Here is a 15,036-nt window from a genome sequence, read left to right on the forward strand (position 1 = left end):
GGCGCAGATCAGTGGTGCGCCGTAACAACTTGGCCAAGCGTTGCGCTGGCAGCTTTCAGCGCGTCGTCCTGGCTGTGGGTGTACAGCCGTGCTGTGGTCGCGGGGTCGCAGTGGCCGAGCCACTTGGCGATGACCGCGATCGGCACACCACGCAGGTGCATCGCGGTGCCGCAGGAGTGACGAGCGTCATGCAGCCGGATCGGGCGCACACCCGCCGTCTTGGCCAGTTTGCGCCACATCCGGGTCAGCGCGTCGGGCGTGTACGGCTCCCCCGCCTCGTTAACCGCCACATAACCGCTGTCTGCGTGCGCCGCGCCCAGCGCGAGGCGTTCCTGCGCGTAGCGGGCCGAAGCGCGTTTGAGGACCCCCACTAGGCCGTCGTCGAGTGGCAGCGTGCGCCGCGACGCGAGCGTCTTGGGGTCGCCCTCGACGACGTTGCCCGCGCCGGCCTGCACCCGGTTGCGCGCCACGGTGAGGGTGCCCGCGGCCAGGTCTATGTCGGACCACATCAGGCCGGCGATCTCGCCGCGCCGCAGCCCCGACAACGCCAGATACCACAGGTGGCCGCTGCGGTCCTTGTCGGCGGCACGCAGCACCCGGCGGATCTCGTCGGGTGTGTACGTCGCCATCTCCGTGTGCACGCGCGGCACCTTCTTCATCGCGGCGGCGACGTTGCGGGCGAGCTCGCGGCGTTCCATCCCGTAATCGAGCACCGCGCGCCAAGCGTCCACCGCCTTATTGAGCGATCGCGGCGACCATGCGCGCCTGGCGTGGCCCTTCGCGGTCTCGGATCCGCCTTCCCGCAACTCAGTCAGTAGCCGGTCGAGGTCCGGCCGGGTGAGTTTCTGCACCGGCATGTCGCCGTGGCGCTCCCGCAGCGGCGCCAGCGCGTACCGATAGGCGTTGAGCGTCGTCGCGCGGGCGTTGTGCAGCGAGGTCAGCCAGTCGGCGCACAGCTCGTCGACGGTGACCGCTTTGCGCGGCACGAATTGGTCGGTGGCCGCCTGCTGGCCGATCTCAGCAAGCGCATCGCGGGCTTGTTTCTCTGTCGCGTACCGGCGGCGGACCTGTTGCCGCCTGCCCGTCTGCGGATTGAGCCCTGCGTCGACCGTAAGTTGGTACCGGACAACGGATTTCCCGGTTTTGCGGTCGGTGACTTCGATCTTTTTGATCTGCGGGGGAAGTTGCCGTCTATTCATTCGGCTCCGGGCTCCTCGTCTGCAGGCTTGGCCATTCGCTTCAGCGCCGCAAAGTCGTTGATTGCGTCGAGGCTGGCCTCTCGGCGTAGCTCCTCGGATTCCTTCGCCGGTAGAAGCCCGGCCGCGTCGTCGATCGCTGCGCGTAGCTCCGTACGCACCAACTCGTAGTCGTCGACTGCATCGACCATCTTTAGCCGCGCATCACGCAACCGCCATGCTCGCAGGCGAATTCGTTGCAGTTGGACTGCGGTCTCGCTATCGGCGCGAATCATCTGTTGGAGTGGGACATTCAAGATTCGCGCCGCGGCCTCGGCTTCGCCGAGCTGGATCTGGCGGTGTTTCTTCTCGACTTTGTAGACGGTGACTTGCTGCCAGTTGAAACCTCGGTCGCTCATCGCCCGGGCAAATTGCGACTGGCTCATTCCCGCTGCGTCCCGCAAGACCCGCAGGTTCTCGGCGAAAATGCCCTCTGCCCGCGCTGCCTCTACTGGTGCCATGCCAACAGACTAAACCATTTCAGTGTGACCACACATCTCCAAGTCGGTACTATCCAATATAGTGTTGACAAACATCATATGGATTGGAGATAGCAGGTGGAGTTTCTGACGGCCGCGCAGGTCAGCGAACTAACGGGGCTGCCGCAGGCCACCTTGCGTTATTGGCGGCACGCCAACCAGGGGCCGGCTTCGTTCCGCCTCGGTCGCCGGATTTTGTACCGACGCGAAGCTGTCGAGCTGTGGATCGCCACCCAAGAGGAGGCGACCACCAGGGGCGGCGTGGTGTGAGTGGACAGCTCGTCGGCGAGGTCATTGCCGCGGCCGACGCGCTGCGCACCCGCGGACTGTCTGCACGTGGATTCCATGCCCTGATCGCGATCGCGGAGAAGGCTGAGACGCACACTCGTCAAGGGTCGGTGCGCTGGGACCACATTCGAGCGGTCCTGTATGGCGCTTCGAAGCGCACGGCGGAGCGCGCGGTGCAGGATCTCAGAGACGCCAAAATCATTGACCTCGTTGAGCCTGGTTTCAAGAACAGCCACCGGGCGCGGGCGCCCAAATACGAAATCCGACAACTGGATCCCGACAACTGGGTGGCGGTATCCGCCAATCCAGGTTCCGACATCCAAGTGGTGGAATCCAACGCTGATGGTTCCGACACCCAGGTGTCGGCATCCGAAAGTTGGATACCGACAAAACCGGCGTTGGATACCGACAAAACAGGGATTGGATACCGACACCCAGCTGTCGTACTTGACGTATCTCTGACGGAGTTCCTTGACAGAGAGAAGCCCCCACCTCGCTTCTGCCCCGACCACATGCCTGCCGGCACGACCCGCTCCTGCCCACCATGCGGCAATTACCGCGAGCGACGCGACGCGTGGGACGCCGCACGCGAAAAACAACGGCGGACACTCCGTGACGCTATCCGCAGGGCCATCGACGAATGCGACTGCGACGCTGCTGGCCGCCTCGATGACCTGTCCGATTGCCCAGAACACCCCAACTTCCGACAGTTTCCAACTATCAGCACCAAGGAGAACCAATCATGACCGCCGAACTGAGCCCCAACACCCCGATGGTCGTTCCCGAGGGTGACCACGTCCTGATCACCGATGAAGGCGTCGAGCTGCTAGGCGAGTGGACCAAGCCCGTAGCGGTCGAGTGCGAGTGCGGCGTACGCCTCGAGCTGCGGGTGTGCGCCGCCGCCGTCATCCCGGATGACGAGACCGACGCCCTGGTGGACGGCTACCTGCTCAACGGTGGCTGGCTGTGCGACCGCGTGAACGACCGCGACGACTGCCCGGCATGCGCGCAAGGCGCGCTGCGATGACCGGACCCTCGGCCAATAACCAGGCTGTGGCGCGGCGCGCTGCATGGTGTCAGGACCACGCCGCGGCGATGGCCGTCTGGTGGTGCCTGGCGGGTGCGGATCCGGGTATCGAGGCAGCCGCGAACTTCGCGGCGATCGCAGGCACCGGTATCGACCAGTTACCCCGCGCTGCCGCCCGGATGATCGTCGCCAGCGTCGACACTTCCGACCGCGACATGATCCAGGCCGCCATCGCTGGCCGAGCCCAGCTGGTCGACCGGGTGGGCGCCGAGGCCGCGGTGATCAGCATGACCCGCACGGCTGCAAAATCCCTGACCGATGGCGCACGCGAGCGATTCGCGCAGCGACTCATCGGCGGCGACGTGGACTTCTGGCTGCGCTGCCGCCGCGCCGCCGCTATGGCAGCCCTTGGCCGGTTGCGCGACGACCAGGAAATGGCTGCCGCCGCAACCGAACTCGCGATCCGGGAGTGCTACGAGCGGCCCGCGCTGACCCTGCGCGCGGTGTTCTGCCTCGTCGGCCCGATCGTCCATGCGCACACCGGCGCCGATGGCACCATAGAACCGGCCGCGCTGGACGCGGCGCTGGTGGCCCAGCTCGCTGCCGTCACCGGCGCGATGCTGTACCCGGACGCCGTCATCGGCGCCGCCGGCACCGGGCCGACCGATGTCTAACCGGTCCCGCGGCTGGCCGCGTGAATCACCGGGCGTCGAACAGCGTGACCGCGGCGAGGATCGTGGACCGAGCATCGGCGGCGCTCACCCTGACGAGTGGCCCCGGGAGCTGCGCCGCTGCACCTGCGGCGCCGAGTCATACGAGCCGAAGGACCACGCCAACGGCTGCGCACTCGGGGCGAGACCGCCCAACTCGTCGGCGAATCCTCCGGGCTGGTGACTTGTGATCCAGCGATTCACCGGTGTGCTGATCTCCGACGACGACGCCGCCTACCTCTTGCAGGTCTTGGACCATGCCGCCGGCCGCCTCGGCACGCCCTCGGCGCGGGCCGCGGACCTCATGCGCCGTTTGCGCCGCGAAGTGCCCAAACAGGGCGCGCCTAGCGCAAGCGCAAACGAAAGCGTAAGTGGCCGTGCGAAAAATCGGGATCCGGGGGAAGTTCGGGCGTATGACCTACTCACGACGGCAGAGGCAGCAGCCGTCATCGGGTGCAGCACGGCCAACGTCCGATACCTCCGCCGACACGGCCACCTCCCCGCGCACCGCACCGGATCGCGCTGGCTCTACCCGGCCGCAACGGTCATCGAATACGGCGAACGCCGAACATCCAAGCGGCGGTAGCTATGCCGGCTAACCTGCGCACGATCCGCGGGGTCGAGCTGATCAAGGTCGGCACGTGGTCGACCGCCAGCGGCGAGTGGAGGGTCACGGCGGATGACCTGGCGGCGGCGGTGGCCGCGCACCGCGCCGGGGTGCTGCGCAAGCCGGTGCTCAAGATCGGGCACAACGACCCGCGCTTCGACGGCGGCCCCGCGCTGGGACGCATCGACAACCTGCGTCTGGCTGACGGGGGCGACACGCTGGTTGGTGATTTCGTGGATGTGCCCGCTGCGGTCGCTGCGTGCTTGCCGCACTCGTATCCGTCGCGGTCCGTCGAGGCGCTGATCGACTACACCGCGCCGGACGGCACCGTATGGCCGCTGGTCCTGACCGCCGTGGCGCTGTTGGGCGAGACCGCGCCCGGCGTCGAAACGCTGGCCGACCTCACCGACCTGTACGGCGTGGCCGCGGCGGCGTCCCGCCGGCTCGTGGTTGCGGCGACACCAGCACATGGCGGCGCCGCGCGCGCCCGCGCGGTCGCCGTGGCCCGCGCGCGGCGCACCCGAATCCAACGACTCACCACTATCGCCGCCACACCGGCCTAGGAGAGGACCCCAGTTCGATGAGCACGACCCTCACAGCCCCGTACGTCTACTCGCCCGGCCAAGACATCACCGGCATGGCAACCGCGGCCGTCACCGAACGCCAGTTCGTCGCGATCAGCGGTGACCGCAGCGCCGGCACCGGCAACGTCAGCGTGGCGCCCGCCGCGGCCGGTAGCCGCGCGTTCGGGGTCGCCGCGTGGGATGCCGCGGCCGGCGTGCTTGTCCGCGTCGCCCGGGGCGGTGTGGTGAAAGTCCGCGCGGGCGGGGCGATCACCGCCGGCGATGCGATCCAGGTCGGCGCCGGCGGGACCGCCGTCACCGCGACGACTGGCATCGTCGTCGGCCAAGCCATCGCGTCCGCCCCGAACGGCGGAATCGCGCAGGTCGCCTTCCCCGCCTAAGGACCCGAGAGGAACTCACGCCATGACCAATCCCGTTACCAGCCCACTGATCCCGTCGCTTACCGGGCGGCAGTTGACGGTCGATGCCGCGTTGAAAACGCCGACGCTCATCCGTGATCAGATCGCCAGGCTGGCCGACCCGCAGATCCTGCTACCCAAGTTCCTGCGGCAGCACGGCGCCAAGCTCCAAGGCGGCGCGCTGCTGTACAACAGCGTGCAAGCGTCGGACTTCTTCATCGCCGGCAGCCTCGAGCAGCGCATGCCGGGTACCTCCTACGCCGTCGTCGAGGGCGTGGACCCCACCCCGAAGCTGGCGGCCGTCGAAGACTGGGGCGGGAAATTCGAGGTGCCCGAGGAAGCCATCTGGCGCAACAACGTCAACTACCTCGACCAGCAGACCACTCAACTTAGCAACGAAATCTGTCGCAAGCTGGACACGCGCACAGTGGACGCCTTGCAAGCCGCCGACATCGGCAGCCTCGCGACCGCGACCACGTGGAACGACCTGGTGTTCGTCGGCCCGCTCGACCAGATAACCGCCTCCGCTGATCGGCCTACCGCGCACTTCGCTGAGGTGCAGGAGATGGCCGACCTCGAGGAGCTCGGCGTCGTCTACGACCTGCTCGTGGTCCATCCGGAGCAGGCCAGGCAGTTGCGGACCGCCTACGCCGACCGGCTCGACGACATGCTGGCCTCGGCCGGGTTCACCAATGGCATGTTCGTCAACCCCCGCCTGCCAGCCGGCACGGCGTATGTGTGCCAGAAAGGCAATTTAGGGGTGGTGGGCTTCGAAGTCCCGCTGACCGTGGAAACGTGGCGCGACCCCGCCACGCGCCAATGGATCGTGCAGGCCTACTGCGTGCCGGCGTTCGCCATCGACCGGCCCTACGCCGCCAAGAAGATCACCGGCCTCTCCTAACGAAAAGGATTGACGCACAATGGCTCTCACATTCGACGACACGCAGGCCGCGGTCCTGCTCGCCCTGCTGGGCCTGCCCGAGGACACCGACGACCTGGGCCTGGTGATCGACACCGTCAAGGACGTCACCCGCGACCCGATGCTGCCGGCGCCTGACGAGGCCTCAGCCTCGCAGGTCGCCGCCGCGGCCAAGAAACACGGGCTAGAGCTGCTCGACAGCGACACCGCCGCAGCACTGCGCCGCGACGCCCAGGAAGGCCGCCGGATCGCCGCCGCAGCCGCCAAAGCCAAGATCGAAGCCACCGTCGATGACGCGGTGAACCGCGGCAAGATCACCGCCGCGCGCAGCAAGCATTGGGTGTCGCTCATCGAAGCTGACCCCGGCATGGCCGACGTCCTGGCCGCCGTCCCCGACGAAACCGCGATACCGCTCTCGGCGATAGGGCACAGCGCCGACACCAGCCGTGACACCGCCGACGCCGGCCAGTGGTTCTACTGAATGCCCAGACGCCGGTTCCCTGGAAGGGCGCCTACTGCTCGGCGGTGTTTGGAGGCGTTTGCTGCTCTCCGTTGATGACGGCAATCAGGGTGTCTTCCGCGTCGCTGATCGCTTCCCACTGTTTCTCTGAAAAATCTCCGACGAATGTCACCAGCGTGTCGAATAGTGCTTGAGCCGCTGCGCGGCCTTTCGCGTCCAACACCATCAAGGCTATTGAATGAGCGCGATAGACGGCGGCCGTTTCTCGCGGCTCGAGGTCTGCAAATTCTCCGCCCTCTGGGACTACATCGCGGCTGTGTGCCGCAAGTTGCCATACTGCTGTGGTGAGCTCCGCGGCGGCCTCACGGCGCTTGTCGAGCGTCCTTGCCTCGCGCTCGAACTCCCGGCTTGCTGCCGCGATCCGATCCTGCCGTGCATCAGCTTGCCGCTGGGTGTAAATGACACCACCTACGCCCACTAGTGCGACCAGCATGGAGGGGATGCCACTGATGAGGGCACTGGCCAGAGTGACGTCGGTCATCACCGAATCATCCCAGATCGGGCAACCCGTTCGGGGCGTCTGTCCGGGCCGGGCATCGCGCACTGGAAAGCCTGCTCGGAGCCACGTAAAGGAGTGTAGGCACCTGGAAGGGGGTGCCGTGGAGAAAGGAAGAACAACTCATGCCACTCACCTGGGGAGAGCTGAAGCGAACGTTGAACGGCATCGACCAAGACGGGCTCTTCGCCTACACCGGAACCGGCGCGGGCCAGCGTTACGAGATTTGGCCGGTTGATCAGCCAAACGACCCGAGTGAGGTATGGGCGCTACGGCTCGTCGACGATAACGATTCCGAGGAGGACCTCGGCCGGTTCGACACCGTCGGCAAGGCCCAGTTGGACGCTGAGTTGCATCACACCAGAGGAACGGCAACCTAGCCGGTCTTGCAAGATGCGAGGACCCCGAAGCGGGCTAACTAACCGCACGGGATGGAGAGCCACGGATGGCTTGGCCACATCTAGCGCAGATTTATCGAGGGGGCCGGGCGCCTGACTCCGCACCGAGGTAGTCGGTTTTTATTTTTGCGACACGGATTTTTTTCGCGCGGACGCTCAACGAGCGCGGGGATTCTCGGTGCCGCATGGGGTGCTTAGGCATGTGAAAGCGACTCGTATGCAACAGAACCGGTGCTGCGAGGAATGCACGCCGCCCCCGTGGATTATGCGAAATCCTTCAGCGCCAACGACTCCGGTGCCATCGGTTTGGAGACGAAGGTGCGACCGCCGCTCGACACGGTGACAACTATCCGGTGCGGCTTGTCTTCGATGCTGTCGGCGCCCACCTTCAAATTGCGCGCCCCCTCGTAGCGGGTGAAGAAGATCTGCTCCGCCCCCGCCGGAATGTCGCATGGCACTTCAGGCGATCCGATCTGTTCACCCAGGGCGTTGAACGATACGCCGGTCGGGTCCGCACGGATCGCCCAAGCGGCGACGTGAAATGGCGCGCGCCCTGCGTTTACGACCTTCACACCGGCAATTAGCGGACCCGGCGAAAACTGCTGTGCCGCAATCTCCAACGACTGTCGGGCGTTGGTCAGGGTGGCGTCGTGAGTGACCCTCATCGTGCCGCCAGCCATAACCATGCCGACGATTGGGGTCAGCTTCGGCCGCGCGCCTTGCATGAGGAATGTGTAGATCTGCCAGGTGAGCGAGGCGACGCCGACACCGAAGCCGAGCAGACCGAGAACAAACGCTGCGACGGTCAAACCGTACCCACCGATAGCCTAAGTGCAATTTTCGTCATACCAGTTCTGCATGTGTGTCATGACGGTGTCTGCGGTGTAGCAACCGTTCGTCCAATCCTGTTTCAGGAAACGTTGGTTTTCTTCGTTTAGATTGCCCGCGAATCCATTCCCTATATACATAGGAGGTGCGTATCGCTGGTTGCCCTTCGCTGCCAGTTTCGCTGCATAATTGACCACATCACCCATATAGACGACGTCGTTGATGCCACTTCCTTCGTAACCAGCCTTAATCATCAAGGCTCGACCCCATTCGGCGCCGATACCCGCCTTGATTTCGACTTTGTCATAACCGGCCTTGCGCAACTTGCAGTTCAAAACTTTCATTAAGCTGTTTATTTTACACATGCCGGTGAAAACATCATCTATGTCTGATTTCCAGGGCGTGTTAATTACTGCCCAAACTCCGTCGCCGACTATGTTGATTTCCTTCGTCTTCGTAATCGAATTAAGGACGGCAACGACTTCAGATATGTATGCCCGATACAATTTCGCAAGTGCAGGACGCTGATAGTACGTGGGCAGCGAGGATGAGTCGCGGAGATCGACAAACACTGCAGAGCAATTGGCGTAAAACCCGTTAGTGAATGTCAGCCTCGACCGATCAGGCAGCTGGTCAACTTCTTCGTAGTTACCTCTGGGAGTCGCAAGTATCTCGTCGATTCTACGTAGGCTGCTGTAGAAATTGTATTCTTTGTAATTACTTTCCATTATTTCGCCCACCCTAGTAATGCGGCGAGAAACGCCAGTAATACTAGAACGCCAATCAAAGCGATGATGCTCCATTTTGTGCATTCAAATTTGCGATGCGCGACCATCGAGTTGGCGTGCACCTGATTTGCGATATGGCGCACTAATTCGTGCGGATCGGACGTTAGTGCTTTCAGTACTTCGTGGTACGACGGTGCATCATCCGCAAATCGGCGAGCTATATGCGAGTAGTAGAGCAAGTTGCTGAAGTCCTCTGGTTGGCCCCTAATCTTGCGTCGCGGTATGAGCGCCGCTGCGGCAAAGCCGCCCGCTGCGAAGATGAGCACGCTGCAGGACACGGCAAGGCCTACGAGGTAGCAAGGAAGACGGTGCTGGCCCTCCATCTGGTCCTTGATCAAGTTGTAAAGGACACCGCCCGCTACGCCCGCGGCGGTCAGCACGACCCCGGCTTTTGTTTCGCTATGCCTAATCCAGTCGTTAACTAGTGTCAGCGCTTTCCAAGCCTGTTCGGGATCGGGATCAGTGTCAGGCTCCGGGGTGGCCGCGGTCTCCAACTCCTGTCTTAACCACTGGAGCAGGCGGCGGCGAACGCGGCCCTGCACGGGTTGTGTCACCGCTCCTGCTTTCCTCGCACTGTCCTCGCTTCAGCCTTACATCGCGTCAGTGTCGAAACCATGCGACACGCCGGTGGCCGGCGTTGCCCGCGGGTGGGCTGCCGTGATGTATAAGCACAGCCATCACGCTGGCCTCACTAATCACACCGGGGATCGAAGGTCACTCTGAGGAGGAAGGCTCAGATCACCTGGCAACCTGCCGATTTGGGGTGTTCAGTGTCACGACGGTGTCACAACTCGATCGAAACTCCCCGGCGAACGGGTGCGGAAGGCTGCGGCAAGGCACGAACTGTTGCCGCAGGTCAGGCAGCATATCCGGCGACGCGGACGAATGGGCGCGGAAGGGCGCGGAAGGGTCTGAGCTGCCTCCGGAGCAGAAGGCCGCAGGTTCGAATCCTGCCGGGGGCACCCTTTCTACCAGCCGAAATGCTTGATTCCCGGGCGCCTGCCGCTACTCACGTCGATGGTCCGTCTGAAGTGACGGACGTTTCGACGTTCACCTCGTCATCTTCCGGCCCGCACAATGCCCGGGCGACAGCTTTTTCCGCGAAGCGGTGGCCGACGGTTTCGAAGCCGATCACGACGGCGATGGGGGCCATCGTGACGACGAGGAGACACACCGCCATCGCTATGCCCAACGACGCCAGCAGAACCGCCGCGCCCAGCAGCGCCGCCACGAACATCAGCACCGCGGCAAAGACCACATCAAGTCCGCGGACCAGGTAGGCGTACACGGCGAAGATTCCGACGATGTAGACGCCCACCGGCACCCCGACCGTCGCCACCGTCTGCGCCGAGTCAAGCGCGGAGTGGTGATCGAGGAAATAGGAGGCGGCATTCAGACCGGCCCCGGTCGCGACGACCGTGGCGAAGATGACGATATGGCCGTAGCCGAACGCCAGCGACCGATCCCGGTGGGCGTGCAGGATCGGTCCGGGAGAGAGCACGAAATACATCCACCACATGCCGAAGGTCAGGCCGATTCCCGCCAGGGCCACCAGCGCCGCATCCACCGTCCAGCCTTGTGCGGCAACCACGGCCGTCAGCGAGGCGACCGTGCCGAAGACGCCCTCGCCGAGTGCGATGATCGTGAGCAGGCCGTAGCGCTCGGCGATGTGGTCCGCGTGCCACGGGGTTCCGCCGCGCCGACGCTCGGCGATCCACGGTCCCAGAGCCTCGACGAACATCAGGGCGGTGTAGATCGCCATCGTCGCCGGAACCGAGGTGTGCAGCAAGGTCGAGGCAACCCATCCGCACTGCGCCGCAGAGATCGTGATCGCATAGGTCAGGCATGCCCTGCGCCGAGCCGCGTCTTGCCTGGCCGCGCGTAACCACTGAAATACCATCCCGATTCGCATCACGACGTAGCCGGCGACGAGCACCCGATTGTCGACGTGATTGCCCTCCTCGATCGAGGCGTACACCGGCTGTATGCCCATCGTGAGGACGACGACACCGACCATCTGCAGCATCGTGGTCAGGCGATACCCCCAGTCGTCGGTGTCGTAGGCCGACGAGAACCAACTGAAGTTGACCCACGCCCAGCACACCGCGAACGTCGTGAAGGCGAAGCCGAGCAACCCGCCACCGACGTGGTCGGCGATGAGCTGGTGGGTGAACTCGGACGCCGACACCCCGAAGGCGACGACGAAGGTCAAGTCGAAGAGCAGCTCGAGTGGCGTCGAAACCCGGCCGCGCTCGTCCGGATCGCGCCCGGTCATCCGGCGCAGGTGATGCGTAGGGACGAGGCGGGCAGGTCGTCGGCACTCGACTTCGGTCAAGGCTCCGACCTCCCTGCGGGCCCACGCGGACGCGACGACCGTCGCTGGTCAACGATATCGGCGCACCCCAGGGGGTTCAACAGATGAGGCGGGCGTCAGCGGGGGCCGGCCATGTGTACCCGCGCCGACCGGTTCACGGGTGGAGAATGAGGGTTGAACAGCTCGTCGCCCCTTCGAAGAGAGAGGCCCGACGGTGAATTCTCCGCTCAAAGCCGAGACCATCGCGACCGGGGTTGGACTGATCACCGCGGCCATCGGTGCCGCGCTGGCATCAGCGCCCCGTACGGCAGCACGCGCGATCGGCGTCCAGGACGCTACGCGACCGCTCGCGCTCATCGGTGTCGTCGACCTGGCGATCGCCTGGGGACTGCTGACCCAACGCCCGCGCTGGCGGTGGATGCTGGCGCGCGCCGCCGCCAATCCGCCGACCGCCGCCTACTTCGCTCTGCTGGGTCGCCGAAATAGCGCCGCGGCGCCGTACGTGGCCGCCGCAGTGATCGGATCGGCAACCGTCGTCGACCTGTTCGCGTGCCGCAGCCTTTACGCGTCGCAAAAGTAAGCGCGCGCCAGCGTTGATCACGTTCTAGATACGCGCCAAATTCGTTGTGGCTTAGGAGGTCTGGAGACCAACACGTCAGGATGACTGCTTGATCTCGATCTTGTTGGTCTGCGTGTACCCTGCCGGCTTGCCGCAGGCTGGGATGATGTAGGTGAGGTCTGCCGTGCCCGCAAGGGTATTCGGGTCCCATGTCATATGGGCCTTGGAGGCGTACATGACATACGAACCATCCGGACACAACGCGTCGTTGAACGTGTCCGACACCCACTGACCATCGACCAAATGCGCTTGATGACCGCCGGCTCCGGCCTTTATGTAGATGCATCCGTCCCCGCAAGAGTTGACCGACCAAGAGGTGGAAACCGTCTTGCCGTCCGGCGATGTCGAGGTTTCGGTGTAACTGCCGTCCATGGTCGGAGTGTCGGCCCACGCCATGCCGGCGGCGCCGAAAGCTACGCCGGCGAACACCGCGGTTGCGGCGAAGCCTTTTGCGATTGCCATGCCGTTGCCCCCTCTATAGCGCTAATCGTCGTGTCAGCAGTGTTTTTGGTCTATCACACGTTCAGATGTCCCGCGACTTGACAGCTTTGCTGCGCGCAATTCGCGGTGTTTTTCGACCACGGGTCGACGGCGCGCTAGGAAATCCGTGTTGAGCTGGTGTCAACAATTTGTTGAGAACTTGTAAAGGCCGGCTACCGATTCTGTCTTCAGGCGCAGGAAGCGCCCCACCGAATCAACAGCACGAGGAGTTTTCCATGTTCGCTCGCCGTTTCACCGCCTCCGTGGCGGGCACCACCCTCACGGCCGCCGCGCTCGGCCTGACCGCACTGGGCCTGGCGGGCGCCGCCGGCGCCAGCTCGATGGACGACGCCTTCCTCGCCCAGCTGTCGGCCGACGGGATCACGCCACCGAGCGCCGCGGCCGCCGTCAGCGAGGCGCACGGGGTGTGCAAAGCGCTCGACCAGGGCTACTCGAGCAAGGAGGTCATCAACGCGGTGGCCAAGACCACGGGCCTGGGCGCCAAGGGCGCCAAGACGTTTTCCGTCGACGCCGCGTCGGCCTACTGCCCCCAGTACGTCACATCGGCTTGATATGCAGGACCGTCGTGTGGGGGCCCGGCGGGGTCCCCCGCACGACGGTTGTTTCGGTGGGCTTGCTTGGCTGCGAATCGGCTTTGGCGACAACCGAGATCGGCGTTAGCGCTGGTCACTCGCACTTTTCGCGTTGACGTCGATCTCGATGGCTCCTGATTCAACGTCCCGCGAGCAGGAACAGACCGTAGGCGGCGATCGACTGCGCGTCGGTGACCACCCCGGAGCGGATCATCTCCTCGAAGTCCTCGCGGCTGAACCAGGCGCTGCGCATGTCTTGTTCCTCGTGCTCTCGGTCCGATTCGCCCTCGACGATCCCGGTCGCCAGAAAGACCCATCCTCGTTGGCTGGTCATTCCGGGAGCCACGTCGAGCTGCCCGAGCGGCTCGAACGTCGTGGCCCGTAAACCGGTTTCCTCACGCAGCTCGCGCGCGGCCAGCTCCGACGGTTCCGCCTCGGCAAGATCGGGCGCGGTGCCCTGCGGGAACTCCCAGCGCCGAGCGCCGAGCGGATACCGGAACTGCTCCACCAACCGGAAGCGGCCGCCGTCGTAGGCCATCACGAGCGCGTACGTCTGTTTGTCCACCACGCTGTAGATGCCGGGGCTTCCGTCGGGGCGGCGGATTTCGTCCTCCCTGAGCACGAGCCACGGGTTGCGGTAGATCTCGCGGGACGCGACGCGTTCGATGAAGGGCACACCGCCAGTATCGCCGGACCGCGGCGGCGGCCGGGTGGCGACGATGTAGCGTCCGAATCCATGCCGTCCCAGGAAGCCATCACCCAGAGCGTCAACCGCTACCTCGAGCTCGTCGCCGACGGCACCGCCGACGACATCCTGACCCTCTACGCCGCCGACGCCACCGTCGAGGATCCCATCGGATCCGACCCCCTGCGCGGGCACGAGGCCATCCGCGCGTTCTACGCGGCGTTCCAGGACGCCCAGAAGACGACCGAACTGACCGAACTGCGGGTCGCCGGCAGCGAGGCGGCGTTTCTGTGGCGCCTCACGCTCGAGGCCGACGGTGGCCGAACGCAGATCGCGCCCATCTCGCTGATGGCGTTCAACGAGGACGCGAAGATCACGTCGATGCGGGCGTTCTGGTCGCCGGCCGACGTCAAACCCGTCTAGCGAAACCGGTCCCGTGGGGCGACACCCGGCCGTGGCCGCATTGTTCGCGCTCACGCTGTGCGCCCCCTGCCGCACACCGGCGGCGCCTCAGCCCGACCTGGATGGGATCGTCGACGTGGGCACCGCGCGCGTCTGCAGCACCGGGATTACCCACCCCTCAGCTGCCGCGATGCGCGGGACGCCGCAGCGGATTGGACATCGACCTGGCCGGAGACCTGGCCCACCGGCTGCATGTCGCGGTCGAACTGGTGCCCACCACGTGGTCCGCTCTGCTCAACGGCCTCGACAACCGATACCACCTGGCGATGGGCGGCGTCACCATCACCCTTGACCGGGCCCAGAAGGCGCTGAACTCGGCGCCATACCTGCGCGACGGGAAGGCCGCCGTCGTGCGATGCGCCGACCTGTCGAAATACCAGTCGCTGGCCGACATCGACCCCGGCGGCACCAACGCCCAGTTCGACAAGACGACCCTGCACAACGTCAACCGTCATCCATTACCCCGACAACACCACCACCTCCGACCAGTTGATCGCGGGCGAAGCCGACGCCACCGAAATCCGTTGGCAGGCCACCCAACATCCCGGCTGTCCGGGGTGGACGTGGACACCATTCGTTCACCTTCGAGCAGAAGGCCTACCTGAC

The 15,036-nt window shown here is 64.9% G+C and carries 23 protein-coding genes; 14 read left to right on the plus strand and 9 right to left on the minus strand.

Annotated elements, in window-relative coordinates:
- Window positions 1-8 precede the first annotated feature (8 nt).
- Window positions 9-1,199: a tyrosine-type recombinase/integrase gene (locus G6N56_RS09765; protein ID WP_085255477.1), complete on the minus strand. Its 1,191-nt coding sequence runs from the start codon at window positions 1,197-1,199 to the stop codon at window positions 9-11.
- Window positions 1,196-1,696: a helix-turn-helix transcriptional regulator gene (locus tag G6N56_RS09770; RefSeq protein WP_085255478.1), complete on the minus strand. Its 501-nt coding sequence runs from the start codon at window positions 1,694-1,696 to the stop codon at window positions 1,196-1,198. The genes G6N56_RS09765 and G6N56_RS09770 overlap by 4 nt, the downstream gene beginning before the upstream one ends.
- A gap of 96 nt (window positions 1,697-1,792) precedes the next feature.
- On the opposite strand from G6N56_RS09770, the gene G6N56_RS09775 reads away from it, so the two are divergent.
- The 9 genes from G6N56_RS09775 to G6N56_RS09815 all read left to right on the plus strand — a co-directional run bounded on the left by G6N56_RS09775 (window position 1,793) and on the right by G6N56_RS09815 (window position 6,728).
- On the plus strand, window positions 1,793-1,984 hold the full coding sequence (locus G6N56_RS09775) for a helix-turn-helix transcriptional regulator (RefSeq protein WP_085255479.1): 192 nt from the start codon (window positions 1,793-1,795) through the stop codon (window positions 1,982-1,984).
- Window positions 1,981-2,748, plus strand: a complete 768-nt coding sequence (locus tag G6N56_RS09780; protein ID WP_142280569.1) for a hypothetical protein — start codon at window positions 1,981-1,983, stop codon at window positions 2,746-2,748. Before G6N56_RS09775 ends, G6N56_RS09780 begins: the two co-directional genes overlap by 4 nt.
- Window positions 2,745-3,029, plus strand: coding sequence for a hypothetical protein (locus G6N56_RS09785; protein ID WP_085255480.1), 285 nt, complete (start codon window positions 2,745-2,747; stop codon window positions 3,027-3,029). Before G6N56_RS09780 ends, G6N56_RS09785 begins: the two co-directional genes overlap by 4 nt.
- Entirely contained in the window at window positions 3,026-3,703 is a 678-nt protein-coding gene (locus G6N56_RS09790) for a hypothetical protein (RefSeq protein ID WP_142280570.1), read from the plus strand. The genes G6N56_RS09785 and G6N56_RS09790 overlap by 4 nt, the downstream gene beginning before the upstream one ends.
- Window positions 3,704-4,043: 340 nt before the next feature.
- Entirely contained in the window at window positions 4,044-4,325 is a 282-nt protein-coding gene (locus G6N56_RS29755) for a helix-turn-helix domain-containing protein (protein WP_408632698.1), read from the plus strand.
- A 2-nt stretch (window positions 4,326-4,327) separates the two neighbouring features.
- Window positions 4,328-4,909: a hypothetical protein gene (locus tag G6N56_RS09800; RefSeq protein WP_085255483.1), complete on the plus strand. Its 582-nt coding sequence runs from the start codon at window positions 4,328-4,330 to the stop codon at window positions 4,907-4,909.
- Window positions 4,910-4,926: 17 nt separating this feature from the next.
- A complete protein-coding gene (locus G6N56_RS09805; protein WP_085255484.1) occupies window positions 4,927-5,310 on the plus strand; it encodes a capsid cement protein in 384 nt (127 codons plus the stop codon).
- Window positions 5,311-5,332: 22 nt separating this feature from the next.
- Window positions 5,333-6,229 carry a major capsid protein gene (locus tag G6N56_RS09810; protein ID WP_085255485.1) on the plus strand — a complete coding sequence of 299 codons (897 nt, stop codon included), beginning with the start codon at window positions 5,333-5,335 and terminating at the stop codon, window positions 6,227-6,229.
- Between the two features lie 19 nt (window positions 6,230-6,248).
- Window positions 6,249-6,728: a hypothetical protein gene (locus G6N56_RS09815; RefSeq protein ID WP_085255486.1), complete on the plus strand. Its 480-nt coding sequence runs from the start codon at window positions 6,249-6,251 to the stop codon at window positions 6,726-6,728.
- Window positions 6,729-6,759: 31 nt separating this feature from the next.
- On the opposite strand, the gene G6N56_RS09820 is transcribed toward G6N56_RS09815, so the two are convergent.
- Window positions 6,760-7,248, minus strand: coding sequence for a hypothetical protein (locus G6N56_RS09820; RefSeq protein ID WP_085255487.1), 489 nt, complete (start codon window positions 7,246-7,248; stop codon window positions 6,760-6,762).
- Between the two features lie 140 nt (window positions 7,249-7,388).
- Between G6N56_RS09820 and G6N56_RS09825 the strand changes: the two genes are divergently transcribed.
- Window positions 7,389-7,643, plus strand: coding sequence for a hypothetical protein (locus tag G6N56_RS09825; RefSeq protein WP_085255488.1), 255 nt, complete (start codon window positions 7,389-7,391; stop codon window positions 7,641-7,643).
- 281 nt (window positions 7,644-7,924) lie between these two features.
- Here G6N56_RS09825 and G6N56_RS09830 read toward each other — a convergent pair whose 3' ends face one another.
- The 4 genes from G6N56_RS09830 to G6N56_RS09845 all read right to left on the minus strand — a co-directional run bounded on the left by G6N56_RS09830 (window position 7,925) and on the right by G6N56_RS09845 (window position 11,552).
- A complete protein-coding gene (locus tag G6N56_RS09830) occupies window positions 7,925-8,470 on the minus strand; it encodes a hypothetical protein (RefSeq protein WP_085255489.1) in 546 nt (181 codons plus the stop codon).
- A gap of 18 nt (window positions 8,471-8,488) precedes the next feature.
- Window positions 8,489-9,229 (minus strand): adenylate/guanylate cyclase domain-containing protein, encoded by a 741-nt coding sequence (locus tag G6N56_RS09835; protein ID WP_158090715.1) that lies wholly within the window; start codon window positions 9,227-9,229, stop codon window positions 8,489-8,491.
- A complete protein-coding gene (locus tag G6N56_RS09840; RefSeq protein WP_142280573.1) occupies window positions 9,217-9,831 on the minus strand; it encodes a Pycsar system effector family protein in 615 nt (204 codons plus the stop codon). Before G6N56_RS09840 ends, G6N56_RS09835 begins: the two co-directional genes overlap by 13 nt.
- Before the next feature lie 455 nt (window positions 9,832-10,286).
- The gene (locus G6N56_RS09845; protein WP_085255492.1) at window positions 10,287-11,552 is read right to left on the minus strand and encodes a low temperature requirement protein A; all 1,266 of its coding nucleotides are present in this window, start codon (window positions 11,550-11,552) and stop codon (window positions 10,287-10,289) included.
- A gap of 253 nt (window positions 11,553-11,805) precedes the next feature.
- Between G6N56_RS09845 and G6N56_RS09850 the strand changes: the two genes are divergently transcribed.
- Window positions 11,806-12,171 carry a hypothetical protein gene (locus G6N56_RS09850; protein ID WP_085255493.1) on the plus strand — a complete coding sequence of 122 codons (366 nt, stop codon included), beginning with the start codon at window positions 11,806-11,808 and terminating at the stop codon, window positions 12,169-12,171.
- A 75-nt stretch (window positions 12,172-12,246) separates the two neighbouring features.
- Here G6N56_RS09850 and G6N56_RS09855 read toward each other — a convergent pair whose 3' ends face one another.
- Window positions 12,247-12,672, minus strand: a complete 426-nt coding sequence (locus G6N56_RS09855) for a hypothetical protein (RefSeq protein ID WP_085255494.1) — start codon at window positions 12,670-12,672, stop codon at window positions 12,247-12,249.
- 254 nt (window positions 12,673-12,926) lie between these two features.
- On the opposite strand from G6N56_RS09855, the gene G6N56_RS09860 reads away from it, so the two are divergent.
- Window positions 12,927-13,262 carry a DUF732 domain-containing protein gene (locus tag G6N56_RS09860; protein ID WP_085255495.1) on the plus strand — a complete coding sequence of 112 codons (336 nt, stop codon included), beginning with the start codon at window positions 12,927-12,929 and terminating at the stop codon, window positions 13,260-13,262.
- Window positions 13,263-13,422: 160 nt separating this feature from the next.
- On the opposite strand, the gene G6N56_RS09865 is transcribed toward G6N56_RS09860, so the two are convergent.
- Window positions 13,423-13,959 carry an NUDIX domain-containing protein gene (locus G6N56_RS09865; RefSeq protein WP_085255496.1) on the minus strand — a complete coding sequence of 179 codons (537 nt, stop codon included), beginning with the start codon at window positions 13,957-13,959 and terminating at the stop codon, window positions 13,423-13,425.
- 60 nt (window positions 13,960-14,019) lie between these two features.
- Between G6N56_RS09865 and G6N56_RS09870 the strand changes: the two genes are divergently transcribed.
- Together G6N56_RS09870 and G6N56_RS28980 are read left to right on the plus strand one after the other, a co-directional pair.
- Window positions 14,020-14,391, plus strand: coding sequence for a nuclear transport factor 2 family protein (locus G6N56_RS09870; RefSeq protein ID WP_085255497.1), 372 nt, complete (start codon window positions 14,020-14,022; stop codon window positions 14,389-14,391).
- A 191-nt stretch (window positions 14,392-14,582) separates the two neighbouring features.
- Complete coding sequence (locus G6N56_RS28980) at window positions 14,583-15,035, plus strand: transporter substrate-binding domain-containing protein (protein ID WP_232069259.1); 453 nt, start codon at window positions 14,583-14,585, stop codon at window positions 15,033-15,035.
- Window position 15,036 lies beyond the last annotated feature (1 nt).

The organism is Mycobacterium saskatchewanense (assembly GCF_010729105.1).
Taxonomy (GTDB): Bacteria; Actinomycetota; Actinomycetes; order Mycobacteriales; family Mycobacteriaceae; genus Mycobacterium; species Mycobacterium saskatchewanense.

Coding starts and splice junctions, on each gene's coding strand:
- G6N56_RS09870 (WP_085255497.1), top strand. CDS start 14,020: ATGCCGTCCCAGGAAGCCATCACCCAGAGCGTCAACCGCTACCTCGAG.
- G6N56_RS09790 (WP_142280570.1), top strand. CDS start 3,026: ATGACCGGACCCTCGGCCAATAACCAGGCTGTGGCGCGGCGCGCTGCA.
- G6N56_RS09845 (WP_085255492.1), bottom strand. CDS start 11,552: ATGACCGGGCGCGATCCGGACGAGCGCGGCCGGGTTTCGACGCCACTC.
- G6N56_RS09825 (WP_085255488.1), top strand. CDS start 7,389: ATGCCACTCACCTGGGGAGAGCTGAAGCGAACGTTGAACGGCATCGAC.
- G6N56_RS09765 (WP_085255477.1), bottom strand. CDS start 1,199: ATGAATAGACGGCAACTTCCCCCGCAGATCAAAAAGATCGAAGTCACC.
- G6N56_RS09805 (WP_085255484.1), top strand. CDS start 4,927: ATGAGCACGACCCTCACAGCCCCGTACGTCTACTCGCCCGGCCAAGAC.
- G6N56_RS09860 (WP_085255495.1), top strand. CDS start 12,927: ATGTTCGCTCGCCGTTTCACCGCCTCCGTGGCGGGCACCACCCTCACG.
- G6N56_RS09770 (WP_085255478.1), bottom strand. CDS start 1,696: ATGGCACCAGTAGAGGCAGCGCGGGCAGAGGGCATTTTCGCCGAGAAC.
- G6N56_RS09810 (WP_085255485.1), top strand. CDS start 5,333: ATGACCAATCCCGTTACCAGCCCACTGATCCCGTCGCTTACCGGGCGG.
- G6N56_RS09800 (WP_085255483.1), top strand. CDS start 4,328: ATGCCGGCTAACCTGCGCACGATCCGCGGGGTCGAGCTGATCAAGGTC.
- G6N56_RS09785 (WP_085255480.1), top strand. CDS start 2,745: ATGACCGCCGAACTGAGCCCCAACACCCCGATGGTCGTTCCCGAGGGT.
- G6N56_RS29755 (WP_408632698.1), top strand. CDS start 4,044: ATGCGCCGTTTGCGCCGCGAAGTGCCCAAACAGGGCGCGCCTAGCGCA.
- G6N56_RS09820 (WP_085255487.1), bottom strand. CDS start 7,248: ATGACCGACGTCACTCTGGCCAGTGCCCTCATCAGTGGCATCCCCTCC.
- G6N56_RS09815 (WP_085255486.1), top strand. CDS start 6,249: ATGGCTCTCACATTCGACGACACGCAGGCCGCGGTCCTGCTCGCCCTG.
- G6N56_RS09855 (WP_085255494.1), bottom strand. CDS start 12,672: ATGGCAATCGCAAAAGGCTTCGCCGCAACCGCGGTGTTCGCCGGCGTA.